We start from the raw sequence: 12280 nt of genomic DNA, 5'->3' as shown, positions 1-12280 counted from the left end.
CACCGGACTGAGCCGAGCCTCAGTCGTCGGTCAGGTCGGTGCCCAGGTCGCCCGCAGCCGCGAGCGCCTCGCGCACCATCGGCAGCGGGAGGATCTCGCCGCCGAACTCCGGGCAGTGCTCCTGGAAGGAGCACCAGTCGCACAGGCGTGACTTGCGGGGCCGCCAGTCGCCGGTCAGCTCGGCCTTGCGGATGGCGTCGAAGACGGCGTCGACCTTCCGCTCGAGCGCCCGCAGATCGGCCTCGTCGGGGGCGTAGCTCACCGTCTCCCCGTTGCCCAGGTAGATCAGCTGCAGCATCGCCGGGACCACGCCACGCGTCTTCCACCAGACGAGGGCGTAGAACTTCATCTGGAAGAGCGCCTTGGCCTCGAAAAGCTCCCCGGGGCTGCGGCCGGTCTTGTAGTCACTGATCCGCACCCGGCCGTCGGGCGCCTCCTCGACGCGGTCGATGAAGCCACGGATCAGCAGCCTCGAGTCGAGCACGGTCTCGACGTAGAGCTCGCGCTCGGAGGGTTGCAGGCGCGTGGGGTCCTCGAGGGTGAAGTACTTCTCCAGTGAGCGCCGGCACTCGGCGAGCCAGGCGCCGACCTCCGGGCCGTCGTCTCCGAACATCGCCTCCAGCCCCGGCTCGGCCGCGAGGAGCGCCTCCCACGACGGCACCACCATCTCCTGGGCACGCTCCGGCGTCCGCTCCGTGGCCTCGAGGTCGAAGAGGTCCTCGAGGACCTTGTGCACCACCGTGCCGCGCACCGCCGCGGGAGACGGCGCCTCGGGCAGCTTGTCGATCGACCGGTAGCGATAGAGCAGGGGACAGGTCATGAAGTCGCCGGCGCGGCTCGGGGAGAGCGCACCGATGACCTCCACCCCGTCGACGGGGGTGGAGTGGACGTCCGCGGGCGAGCTCATGCAGGAAATCTAGGCGAGACCCCCGACAGTGACGGCGCTGGTCCGTACCGGGGATCCGCTAGCCTCGGGCCGTGCCAGCACACGACGTCCCGACGCCGAGCGAGCCCGAGCGCCGGACTCCCGCTCCGGTCCCTCCCGGGCACTTCCGGCTCGGCCGGTTCCTCGGGGTCGACGTCCACGTCTCCCGGACCTGGTTCCTGCTGGCCGCCCTGATCGCCGTGATCATGGCGCCCGTCGTGGAGGAGGCCGAGCCCGGCCTCGGTGCGTGGAAGTACGTCGCCGGCCTCGTGATCGCGGTCGTCTACGCCTTCACCATCCTGGTCCACGAGGCAGCGCACGCCGTGGCGTCGCGTCGCTACGGGTACCCCGTCGAGTCGATCACGCTCCACTTCCTCGGCGGCCACACCGGCGTCGACGGAGGCCCGCGCAGCCCGGGGCAGGAGCTGGTCATGTCGATCGTCGGGCCGCTGGCCTCCCTCGGCGTGGCGCTGGTGGCCTGGTTGCTCGCGCAGGTGCTGCCCGATGGCCTGATCGGGCTGGTGGTCGACACCCTCGCCTGGGCGAACCTGGTCATCGGCATCTTCAACCTCCTGCCCGGCCTGCCGCTCGACGGCGGCCGCGTGCTCAAGGCGCTCGTCTGGGGAGCCACGCGCAACGAGGTCCGCGGCACGCTGGTCGCTGGCTGGGCGGGCCGGCTCGTCGCGGTGCTCACCCTCTTCCTGCCGCTGGCGATGGACCGGTGGTACGACGTGCCCGCCGACGTGACGTCGTGGGCCTTCGCCGCGATCCTCGCCGCCTTCATCTGGACCGGCGCGACCGCCGCCATGCAGGGCGCGCGGCTGCGTCGGACGCTGCCCTCGCTGGTGGCGCGCCGGCTGGCCCGACGCACGCTCGCCGTACCTGCTGACCTGCCGATCGCCGAGGCCGTACGCCGTGCCCAGGAGGCGGAGGCCGGCAGCATCGTGACCGTCGACGCCGAGGGCCGCCCTGTTGGCATCGTCAACGAGGCGGCCGTCCAGGCGACGCCGGAGGACCGCCGGCCGTGGGTCCCGTCGTCCGCCGTGGCGCGGAGCCTGGTGCCCGGGATGACCCTGCCGGTCGACATCAAGGGTGAGGAGCTGATCCGCGCGATCACGTTCCTGCCCGCGCACGAGTACCTCCTGGTCGACCCCGAGGGCAGCATCTACGGCGTGCTGGCGACGGCCGACGTCGACCGCGCGTTCCGCGAGCGCCACCGCTGACCGGAGGGCCGGGCGTACGCCGATAGGCTGGCCCGCATGCCTGACGCCGCCGAGACGACTCCCGAGACGCCCGCCGAGACGCCCGCTCCGGAGGTCGCGCCGACGACGGCACCGCTGGCCGACGTCGCCTCCGCGGCCTGGTCCGGCGTGCACCGTGGCCCGCTGCGTGCCGGCGAGTGGGTGCGCCTGGTCGACTCCAAGGGGCGCAAGCACAACTTCGAGCTGGTGGAGGGCAAGCGGTTCTTCAGCAACCGCGGCCACCTCGAGCACGACGACCTGATCGGGCGGGAGGAGGGCTTCACGGTCCGGTCCTCCGGTGGCGCCGAGTACCTGGTCTTCCGGCCTCTGCTGAGCGAGTTCGTGGTCTCGATGCCGCGTGGTGCCGCGGTGATCTACCCCAAGGACTCGGCGCAGATCGTGGCGATGGCCGACATCTTCCCGGGCGCAGTCGTGGTCGAGGCCGGTGTCGGCTCGGGCGCACTGACCTGCTCGCTGCTGCGCGCGGTCGGGCCCTACGGGCAGGTGCACTCCTTCGAGCGCCGGGAGGAGTTCGCCGACGTCGCCCGCAAGAACGTCACGCAGTTCTTCGGCGGCGAGCACCCGTCGTGGAGCCTGCGGCTCGGCGACCTGGCCGAGGCGCTGCCGGCCTCCGGCATCCGCGCGGACCGCGTCATCCTCGACATGCTGGCCCCCTGGGAGTGCGTCGACGCCGCGGCCGACGCGCTGACCCCGGGCGGCATCCTCATCGCGTACGTCGCCACCACGACCCAGCTGAGCCGCTTCGTCGAGACGGTCCGCGTGCACGGTGGCTTCACCGAGCCGCACGCCTGGGAGTCCCTCAACCGCGACTGGCACGTCGAGGGCCTCGCGGTGCGCCCCGACCACAAGATGATCGGCCACACGGCGTTCCTGTGCACCGCGCGCCGCATGGCGCCGGGGGAGAAGCCGCCCCGCAAGACCCGTCGTCCAGCCCCCGGGGCCTACGGCGCGGACTACTTCGGACCGCGTCCCGCCGACCTCAGCGAGCAGTCGCTGGAGGAGCGCGACGCGTAACAGGTCGATGAAGTTGCTGCCTCTGCGCGGCTAATCCCTTTCCCCTGGCGTGGATCTGGGTAATGTCGCAGCAAGGAGGTGGCGCACATGTCGGCATCCGACCCGGACCTGAGGCTCCTGGAGGCACAGCGGTCACTCGCTGCTGTCACCGCGCAGAACGAGAGGCTCGCGCAGACGCTGCGCGACGCCCGCGACCAGATCGTCACGCTCAAGGAGGAGGTCGACCGGCTCGCGCAGCCGCCGGCAGGCTTCGGCACGTTCCTCCAGCGCAACGACGACGGCTCGGTCGACGTCTTCACCGGGGGCCGCAAGCTCCGGGTGCACGTCAGCCCCAACGTCGACGCGGAGGCGCTGCAGCGTGGCCAGGAGGTCATGCTCAACGAGGCGCTCAACGTCGTCGACGCCATGGCCTTCGAGCAGGTCGGCGAGGTCGTCATGCTCAAGGAGGTGCTGGCCGACGCCGAACGCGTCCTGGTCATCGCGAACGCCGACGAGGAGCGCGTCGTCCGCATCGCCGAGCCGCTGAAGGCGGAGAAGCTCCGCGCGGGTGACTCCCTCCTGCTCGACGTGCGCGCGGGCTACGTCTACGAGAAGGTGCCGAAGTCGGAGGTCGAGGAGCTGGTCCTCGAGGAGGTCCCCGACATCCACTACTCCGACATCGGCGGACTCGGTGCCCAGATCGACCAGATCACCGACGCGGTCGAGCTTCCCTACCTCTACCCGGAGCTCTTCAAGGAGCACCAGCTCAAGCCGCCGAAGGGCGTGCTGCTCTACGGCCCTCCGGGCTGTGGCAAGACGCTGATCGCCAAGGCGGTCGCCAACAGCCTGGCCAAGAAGGTCGCGGAGAAGACCGGCCAGGAGGGGAAGTCCTACTTCCTCAACATCAAGGGCCCCGAGCTCCTCAACAAGTACGTCGGCGAGACCGAGCGCCACATCCGGCTGGTCTTCCAGCGCGCGCGGGAGAAGGCCTCCGAGGGCACCCCCGTCATCGTCTTCTTCGACGAGATGGACTCGCTCTTCCGCACCCGTGGCTCGGGGGTGAGCTCCGACGTGGAGAACACCATCGTCCCGCAGCTGCTCAGCGAGATCGACGGCGTCGAGCTGCTGGAGAACGTCCTGGTGATCGGTGCCTCCAACCGCGAGGACATGATCGACCCGGCGATCCTGCGTCCCGGCCGCCTCGACGTGAAGATCAAGATCGAGCGTCCCGATGCCGAGGCCGCCCGCGACATCTTCTCGAAGTACCTCGTGGCCGACCTGCCGCTGCACGCCGAGGACCTGGCGGAGTTCGGCGGCGACCGGGCCGCGACCGTCAACGGGATGATCCGTGCCGCGGTCGAGCGGATGTACACCGAGACCGAGGAGAACCGCTTCCTCGAGGTCACCTATGCCAACGGAGACAAGGAGGTCCTCTACTTCAAGGACTTCAACTCCGGCGCGATGATCCAGAACATCGTCGACCGCGCGAAGAAGATGGCGATCAAGGACCTCCTCGACCACGACCAGAAGGGGCTGCGCGTGCAGCACCTGCTCCAGGCGTGCGTGGACGAGTTCAAGGAGAACGAGGACCTCCCCAACACCACCAACCCCGACGACTGGGCCCGCATCTCCGGCAAGAAGGGCGAGCGGATCGTCTTCATCCGCACGCTGATCACCGGCAAGCAGGGCACGGAGCCCGGTCGCTCGATCGACACGGTCGCCAACACCGGCCAGTACCTCTGAGCCCCGGCGGAGGGGAGCGTGCCATGAGCGTCGTCCGCGTGATGGGCACCGAGGTGGAGTACGGCATCTCGGTGACGGGTCAGCCCACGGCCAACCCGATGCACGCCTCGTCGCAGATCGTGAACGCCTACGCCTCGGCCACACTCCGTGCCCGACGTGCGCGCTGGGACTTCGAGGAGGAGTCGCCGCTGCGTGACGCGCGTGGCTTCGACATGTCGCGCGCGACGGCCGACGCCAGCCAGCTCACCGACGAGGACCTCGGGCTCGCCAACGTGATCCTCACCAACGGGGCCCGGCTCTACGTCGACCACGCCCACCCCGAGTACTCCACCCCCGAGTGCACCAACCCGCTCGACGTCGTGCGCTGGGACCGCGCGGGGGAGCAGGTGATGCTCGAGGCCAGCCGGCTGGCTGCCCAGGTGCCCGGCGCGGCTCCGATCCAGCTCTACAAGAACAACACCGACAACAAGGGAGCCTCCTACGGCGCCCACGAGAACTACCTGATGCGGCGCACGACGCCCTTCGCGGCGATCGTGCGGCACCTGACGCCGTTCCTCGTCAGCCGCCAGGTCGTGTGCGGCGCGGGCCGGGTCGGCATCGGTCAGGACGGCGCGGGCCACGGGTTCCAGATCACCCAGCGGTCGGACTTCTTCGAGGTCGAGGTCGGGCTGGAGACGACGCTCAAGCGACCGATCATCAACACCCGCGACGAGCCGCACGCAGATCCGGCCGTCTACCGGCGGCTGCACGTGATCATCGGCGACGCGAACCTCGCCGAGACCTCGACGTACCTCAAGCTCGGCACGACGTCGCTCGTGCTGGCGATGATCGAGGACGGCTTCGTCGACCGTGACCTCCAGCTCGCGACCCCGGTGGCCAGCCTGCGGGCGATCAGCCACGACCCGACCTGCACCCTCGCCGTGCCACTCAAGGACGGCCGGCACCTCACGGCGGTCCAGCTCCAGCTCGAGTACCTCGATCTCGCCCGGAAGTACGTCGAGGACCGCTACGGCGTCGACGCCGACGCCCAGACCCGCGACGTCCTGCACCGCTGGGAGTCCGTCCTCGACCGCCTGGAGCGCGACCCGATGCTCTGCGCGCGCGAGCTCGACTGGGTGGCGAAGCTCCAGCTGTTGCAGTCCTACCGCGACCGCGACGGGCTGGACTGGTCCGATGCCAAGCTCCACGCCATCGACCTGCAGTACGCCGACATCCGTCCCGAGAAGGGGCTGTACCACCGGCTGGTGTCACTGGGCCGGATGGTCACCCTGGTCGACCCCGCGAGCGTCGAGCGCGCGGTGCACCAGCCGCCGGAGGACACCCGGGCGTGGTTCCGCGGCCAGTGCCTCCAGCGCTACGGCGACGGCATCGCCGCCGCCTCGTGGGACTCGGTGATCCTCGACCTCCCCGGCCACGACACGCTCCACCGCATCCCGACGCTCGACCCGCTGCGAGGGACCCGGCACCATGTCGAGGCGCTGCTGGATCGTTGCGCAACTGCTGAGCAGTTGTTCCGTGAACTGACCCGCTGATCCGGCTAGTGTCGAGGCATGGCCCAGGAGCAGAAGCACCCGAAGAAGTCGGCGGAGGAGTCCGTCGAGGAAGTCGCGGAGACGACCTCTGACGAGACGGTCGCCGAGCGCAAGGAGCAGCTCGACGAGGACATCGACGCGATCCTCGACGAGATCGACGGCGTGCTCGAGTCCAACGCCGAGGACTTCGTGAAGTCGTTCATCCAGAAGGGCGGCGAATGAGCGCCCTCGACCGGGGTGCGGCGCTGCCGTCGTCGTTCATGGCGCCCGGCACCTCGTCGTTCACCGACTTCCTGAGCACGCACCAGCCCGACCTGCTGCCCAGCTCCCGCGCGACGGGCCTCGGCAGTGCGGGCGACCTCGCTCCGCACGGCACCACGATCGTCGCTGCGACGTTCAACGGCGGTGTGGTCATGGCCGGCGACCGTCGCGCGACGATGGGCAACATCATCGCCCAGCGCGACATCGAGAAGGTGTTCCCTGCCGACGAGTACTCCTGCGTCGGCATCGCGGGCACGGCTGGCCTCGCCGTCGAGATGGTCCGCCTCTTCCAGACCGAGCTCGAGCACTACGAGAAGATCGAGGGCTCGACGCTGTCGATGGACGGCAAGGCCAACCGCCTCGCGGCCCTGATCCGCGGCAACCTCGGGCTGGCGATGCAGGGCCTCGCGGTCGTCCCCCTGTTCGCGGGTTTCGACCTCGACGCCGGCATCGGCCGGATCTTCTCCTACGACGTGACCGGCGGCCGCTACGAGGAGACCGCCTTCCACTCGGTGGGGTCCGGATCGCTCTTCGCCCGTGGCTCGCTCAAGAAGCTCTACCGCGACGACCTGACGGCCGAGGCGACCGTCCAGGCCGTCGTCGAGGCGCTGTACGACGCTGCGGACGACGACTCGGCGACCGGCGGTCCCGACGTGACGCGCCGGATCTTCCCGGTCGTGCAGGTGATCACCGCCGAGGGAGGCCAGCGACTGCTTCACGAGGACGTCGCCACCATCGCCGACCGCGTCATCGACGGCCGCATGCGCCGGCCCGACGGCCCCGCCGCAGCCCTGGAGGTCTGAGCCCATGAGCATGCCGTTCTACGTCTCGCCCGAGCAGATGATGAAGGACCGGGCCGACTTCGCGCGCAAGGGCATCGCCCGGGGCCGCTCCGTCGTGGCCGTGCAGTACGCCGACGGGGTCCTGTTCGTCTCGGAGAACCCCAGCCAGGCGCTGCACAAGGTCTCGGAGATCTACGACCGGATCGCCTTCGCCGCCGTCGGCCGCTACAACGAGTTCGAGAACCTCCGCATCGCCGGCGTCCGCCTGGCCGACATGCGGGGCTACGCCTACGACCGGCGCGACGTCACCGGCCGCGGGCTCGCCAACGCCTACGCCCAGACCCTCGGCACGATCTTCAGCAGTGGGGGAGAGAAGCCCTACGAGGTGGAGATCTTCGTCGCGGAGATCGGTGACACGGCGGCCGGTGACCAGCTGTACCGCCTCACCTACGACGGCCAGGTGGCCGACGAGCAGGGCTATGCCGTCATGGGCGGCGCCGCGGACGTCGTCGCCGCGTACCTGAAGGAGCGCTATGCGCCCGGGGCCGACCTCGCCTCCGCCCTGCGGCTGGCCGTGGCGGCGCTCGGCCACTCGGAGGCCGGCGACCGCGTCGTGCCCGACGAGGACCTCGAGGTCGCCGTGCTCGACCGCACGCGTTCGCAGCCGCGGAAGTTCAAGCGGATCCGGGGCCAGCAGCTCACCGACCTGCTCGGACCCCGTGGGCCGGAGGCGCACGACGGCCCCCAGGCCGAGGACACCGACCCGGGCCGCGCCGCCCGCGACCTCCCGGCCGACGACGTGGCAGACCCGACCGACCTCCCCGGGGGCGACGTCCCGCCCCTGGAGAACCCGCTCACGGGCGAGCCGGGAGCACCCGACCAGCCCACCCAGGTGCTGCCGCCGGTGGGGCCCTCGACCCCGCCGCCGGCGCCGCCTGCCTGACCTGCTCCTACAGATCGAGCGCGCGGCAGGCGGGAGCGTCCAGCACGCTCCCGTCGGCCGCGAAGCGCGATCCGTGCAGGGGACAGTCCCAGCTCTGCTCGGCGTCGTTCCAGCGCAACCGTCCGCCGAGGTGCGTGCAGACCGGCGCCGGGTCGTCGTGACTCCCGGTCAGGCGCTGCAACGGCCCCCGCGTGACGTGGCCCGCGACCATCTCGGCGGCCACCATCGCGTTCGCCTTGAGCACGTCGGGGATTCCCCGCAGGTCCGCTCCGGACCAGGTCGCCCACGCGTGCTCCCACGGCGGCAGCTCGCCGCCGAGGATCCGCTTGGAGAGCACCAGCGCCCCGGCTGCTGCGTTGGTGAAGCCCCACTTGGCGTAACCGGTCATCACGTGCACGCGGTCATCGCGCGGCACGAGCGGTCCGGCGTAGGGCAGCCCGCTCGGCCCGTGCCAGTCCTGGGCCGACCAGCGGTGCGTGATCCGGCCGCCCGGGAAGGTGTCCCGGGTCCATGAGGCCAGCTTCTCGAGCTGCTCCGCCTCGTCCGGACCGCGCCCGGTGACGTGGTTGTTGCCGCCGACCAGGAGCACCTCTCCGTCGGCGCCGGCAGGGCGCAGCGACCGCGTCGTCGGATCGACCGAGAGGTACATGCCGACAGGCGGCGACACGCCTTCGACCGCCAGCGCATAGGAGCGATGAGCGGTCAGGCGTCCGAACCAGCCCCCTCGGTCGAGCACCGGGCAGCCCGTGGCGAGCACCAGGTGGCGGGCGCGCACGTGGTGGCCGCCGTCCGTGGTCACGCCCAGCCAGTCACCGTCTGCGTCGGCTCCGGTCACCCGCGTGCCCTCGTGGACGACGCCTCCGTGCGCCTCGAGCTCGGCCAGGAGGGAGCGCACGAGGTCCATCGGGTCGATGAGCACCTGGTCGGCCAGGCCGATCGCGTCGGTCACCTGGAAGGGGAGGCCGATGTCGGCGGTGCGCAGGACGTCGAGCCCTGCGGCCCGCGAGGCGTCGGCCTCCGCGGACACCTTCACCGCGCCCTCGTCCGTGGTGGCGTAGGTCCAGGCCGTCGCGGCGCGGTGCGGGACCTCGTTCTCCTCGAGGTGGCGGCGCAGCCACGCCTGCCCCTCGCGGTTGCCGTCGACGTAGGCGCGCGCGAGGTCGGAGGGGTGGTGCTCCATGATCGTCGCGAGCCGGCTGCCCTGCAGGATCGACACCTTGGCTGTGCTGTGGCCGGTGGTGCCGTCGCCGACGCGCCGCGCCTCGAGCACCGCCACACGCCTCCCGGCCCTCGCCAGCAGCACGGCGACGAGCAGGCCACTGACCCCGCCACCCGCCACCACGACGTCGTACGTCGCGTCGGCGGCCAGGGCGGGACGGTCCGGCAGGGACGGAGAGCTCCAGAATGCATGCGACATGGGTGTGTCGTACCCGCCACGTCGTGTGGGATGCGGGTCTAGTGTCGGGTCATGGACCGTCGGATCTTCGGGATCGAGAACGAGTACGGCGTGACCTGCACCTTCCACGGGCAGCGTCGCCTGAGTCCTGACGAGGTCGCGCGCTACCTCTTCCGCAAGGTCGTCTCGTGGGGACGCAGCTCCAACGTCTTCCTCCGCAACGGCGCCCGGCTCTACCTCGACGTCGGCAGCCACCCCGAGTACGCGACGCCGGAGTGCGACGACGTCGCCGAGCTGGTCGCCCACGACAAGGCGGGGGAGCGGATCCTCGAGGGGCTCCTCGTCGATGCCGAGCACCGCCTGCACGAAGAGGGCATCGCCGGCGACATCTACCTCTTCAAGAACAACACCGACTCCGCAGGCAACTCCTACGGCTGCCACGAGAACTACCTGGTCAGCCGCCAGGGAGAGTTCAGCAGGCTGGCCGACGTCCTCATCCCGTTCCTCGTGACGCGGCAGATCATCGTCGGCGCCGGCAAGATCATCCAGACCCCGCGGGGAGCGTCGTATTCCGTGAGCCAGCGCGCCGAGCACATCTGGGAGGGCGTCTCGTCCGCGACCACGCGGAGCCGGCCGATCATCAACACCCGCGACGAGCCCCACGCCGATGCGGAGCGCTACCGCCGGCTGCACGTCATCGTCGGCGACTCGAACATGTCGGAGACGACGACGATGCTGAAGGTCGCCAGCTGCGACCTGGTGCTGCGGATGATCGAGTCCGGGGTCGTCATGCGCGACCTCACCATGGAGAACCCCATCCGGGCGATCCGCGAGATCGCCCACGACATGACCGGGCGCAAGAAGGTGCGGCTGGCCAACGGCCGCGAGGCGAGCGCGCTGGAGATCCAGCTGGAGTACCTCACGCGGGCCCGCGACTTCGTGGACCGCCGCGACCTCCGTACGCCGGTCATCGACCGCACCCTCGACCTCTGGGAGCGGGGCCTGAAGGCCGTCGAGTCCGGTGACCTGTCGCTCGTCGACCGCGAGATCGACTGGGTGATCAAGTGGAAGCTGATCGAGCGCTACCGCGCCAAGCACGACCTGCCGCTCGGCCACGCCCGCATCGCCCAGCTCGACCTCGCCTACCACGACATCCGCCGCGACCGCGGTCTCTACTACCTGCTCGACCGGCGAGGTGCCGTGGCGCGGGTCACCGACGACCTCGCGGTCTTCCGCGCCAAGACCGTGCCGCCACAGGAGACCCGGGCCCGGCTGCGCGGGGACTTCATCAAGGCCGCACAGGACCGGCACCGTGACTTCACGGTGGACTGGGTGCACCTCAAGCTCAACGACCAGGCACAGCGGACGGTGCTCTGCAAGGACCCGTTCCGGGCCGTGGACGAGCGCGTGCAGCGACTGATCGACGGGATGTGAGTGCCGTTCAGGTGCCACTCAGCCGGGTTGGTTAGGCTGCCCGCGACAAAGATCCTGCACCTGCAAGGGGAACCCGTGCGCCGCCTCGTCGTCACCTCCACCGTCCTCGCCCTCTCCACGGCCGGCCTCGCCGCCTGTGGCGGCACCGACTCCACGGACACCGGCAAGGTCACCGTCTCCGGAGCGTTCGGCACGGCCCCGAAGGTCACCTACGACGGCACGCTGGTGCGCGAGAAGACCGAGGTGAAGGTGCTCTCGAAGGGCGACGGCCCGACTGTCGCCGCAGGTGACTCGGTCAGCCTCGACATGTACATCGGCGACGGCTACACCGGCGCGAAGGCGTTCAGCACGTTCGACGAGGGCGAGTCGCCGTCCTCGGTCACCGCCGACGACAACACCCTGAAGGCGATCAAGAAGGCCGTGGTCGGTGCCACCGTCGGCTCGCGCATCGAGGTCATCGCGGCGCCCGACGACACCTGGGGTCCGGCCGGGGGCAACTCCTCGCTCAACATCGGCAACAAGGACACGACGGTCTTCGTGATCGACATCATCAAGAAGGTCGGTCCGAAGGACGTCGACCGCTCCGCCGTGCCGAAGCTCTTCGGCAAGGGCGGCGGCGTGCCCGCGGGCTTCGACTTCTCGGCGTCCCCGAAGAAGCCGTCGACCGACCTGCTGCGCGCCACGCTCAAGCCCGGCACCGGCGAGCCGATCAAGGCCGGCCAGACCGTCAAGGTGAAGTACCTCGGCAGCGTCTACGGGTCCTCCAAGGTCTTCGACGAGACGTTCAGCAAGGGCAGGGACCCGATCTCGGTCACGGTCGGTTCCGGTGGCGTCATCCAGGGCTGGGACCTCGGGCTCGTCGGCGCCAAGGTCGGCAGCCGCATCGAGCTCGTGATCCCCGCGGACCTCGGCTACGGCGCCCAGGCCAAGGGCACCGACATCCCGGCCAACTCGACACTCGTCTTCGTGATGGACATCGTCAGCGGCTCCTGATCCGGGACGGAGGTTC

Annotated in this window: 11 protein-coding genes; 9 read left to right on the top strand and 2 right to left on the bottom strand. The window is 70.4% G+C overall.

What is annotated here, in order from left to right; genetic code table 11:
• Positions 1-19: 19 nt before the first annotated feature.
• Positions 20-907, bottom strand: coding sequence for a RecB family exonuclease (locus Q5722_RS00555; RefSeq protein WP_305026266.1), 888 nt, complete (start codon positions 905-907; stop codon positions 20-22).
• 71 nt (positions 908-978) lie between these two features.
• Between Q5722_RS00555 and Q5722_RS00550 the strand changes: the two genes are divergently transcribed.
• From Q5722_RS00550 to prcA, 7 genes are all read left to right on the top strand, one after another.
• Positions 979-2148, top strand: coding sequence for a site-2 protease family protein (locus Q5722_RS00550; protein ID WP_305026265.1), 1170 nt, complete (start codon positions 979-981; stop codon positions 2146-2148).
• A gap of 147 nt (positions 2149-2295) precedes the next feature.
• Entirely contained in the window at positions 2296-3201 is a 906-nt protein-coding gene (locus Q5722_RS00545; protein WP_305028306.1) for a tRNA (adenine-N1)-methyltransferase, read from the top strand.
• Positions 3202-3288: 87 nt separating this feature from the next.
• Positions 3289-4923 carry a proteasome ATPase gene (arc, locus tag Q5722_RS00540; protein WP_305026264.1) on the top strand — a complete coding sequence of 545 codons (1635 nt, stop codon included), beginning with the start codon at positions 3289-3291 and terminating at the stop codon, positions 4921-4923.
• Positions 4924-4946: 23 nt separating this feature from the next.
• Positions 4947-6455 (top strand): depupylase/deamidase Dop, encoded by a 1509-nt coding sequence (gene dop, locus Q5722_RS00535; RefSeq protein WP_305026263.1) that lies wholly within the window; start codon positions 4947-4949, stop codon positions 6453-6455.
• A gap of 18 nt (positions 6456-6473) precedes the next feature.
• Entirely contained in the window at positions 6474-6677 is a 204-nt protein-coding gene (locus Q5722_RS00530) for a ubiquitin-like protein Pup (protein WP_305026262.1), read from the top strand.
• A complete protein-coding gene (gene prcB / locus Q5722_RS00525; RefSeq protein ID WP_305026261.1) occupies positions 6674-7519 on the top strand; it encodes a proteasome subunit beta in 846 nt (281 codons plus the stop codon). The genes Q5722_RS00530 and prcB overlap by 4 nt, the downstream gene beginning before the upstream one ends.
• 4 nt (positions 7520-7523) lie before the next feature.
• Positions 7524-8441, top strand: coding sequence for a proteasome subunit alpha (gene prcA / locus Q5722_RS00520; protein WP_305026260.1), 918 nt, complete (start codon positions 7524-7526; stop codon positions 8439-8441).
• A 7-nt stretch (positions 8442-8448) separates the two neighbouring features.
• On the opposite strand, the gene Q5722_RS00515 is transcribed toward prcA, so the two are convergent.
• Positions 8449-9858 carry an FAD-dependent oxidoreductase gene (locus Q5722_RS00515; RefSeq protein WP_305026259.1) on the bottom strand — a complete coding sequence of 470 codons (1410 nt, stop codon included), beginning with the start codon at positions 9856-9858 and terminating at the stop codon, positions 8449-8451.
• A 51-nt stretch (positions 9859-9909) separates the two neighbouring features.
• Here Q5722_RS00515 and pafA point away from each other — a divergent pair, with 51 nt between their 5' ends.
• Together pafA and Q5722_RS00505 are read left to right on the top strand one after the other, a co-directional pair.
• Positions 9910-11271 (top strand): Pup--protein ligase, encoded by a 1362-nt coding sequence (pafA, locus tag Q5722_RS00510; RefSeq protein ID WP_305026258.1) that lies wholly within the window; start codon positions 9910-9912, stop codon positions 11269-11271.
• A 75-nt stretch (positions 11272-11346) separates the two neighbouring features.
• Positions 11347-12264: an FKBP-type peptidyl-prolyl cis-trans isomerase gene (locus tag Q5722_RS00505; protein ID WP_305026257.1), complete on the top strand. Its 918-nt coding sequence runs from the start codon at positions 11347-11349 to the stop codon at positions 12262-12264.
• Positions 12265-12280: the final 16 nt, after the last annotated feature.

The organism is Nocardioides jiangxiensis (assembly GCF_030580915.1).
Lineage (GTDB): Bacteria > Actinomycetota > Actinomycetes > Propionibacteriales > Nocardioidaceae > Nocardioides > Nocardioides jiangxiensis.
This window is presented reverse-complemented; position numbering and strand designations above follow the sequence as displayed.

Excerpts from the sequence above, each read along its gene's own strand:
- Q5722_RS00530 (WP_305026262.1), top strand. The coding sequence starts at position 6,474 with ATGGCCCAGGAGCAGAAGCACCCGAAGAAGTCGGCGGAGGAGTCCGTC.
- prcB (WP_305026261.1), top strand. The coding sequence starts at position 6,674 with ATGAGCGCCCTCGACCGGGGTGCGGCGCTGCCGTCGTCGTTCATGGCG.
- arc (WP_305026264.1), top strand. The coding sequence starts at position 3,289 with ATGTCGGCATCCGACCCGGACCTGAGGCTCCTGGAGGCACAGCGGTCA.
- pafA (WP_305026258.1), top strand. The coding sequence starts at position 9,910 with ATGGACCGTCGGATCTTCGGGATCGAGAACGAGTACGGCGTGACCTGC.
- prcA (WP_305026260.1), top strand. The coding sequence starts at position 7,524 with ATGAGCATGCCGTTCTACGTCTCGCCCGAGCAGATGATGAAGGACCGG.
- dop (WP_305026263.1), top strand. The coding sequence starts at position 4,947 with ATGAGCGTCGTCCGCGTGATGGGCACCGAGGTGGAGTACGGCATCTCG.
- Q5722_RS00515 (WP_305026259.1), bottom strand. The coding sequence starts at position 9,858 with ATGTCGCATGCATTCTGGAGCTCTCCGTCCCTGCCGGACCGTCCCGCC.
- Q5722_RS00555 (WP_305026266.1), bottom strand. The coding sequence starts at position 907 with ATGAGCTCGCCCGCGGACGTCCACTCCACCCCCGTCGACGGGGTGGAG.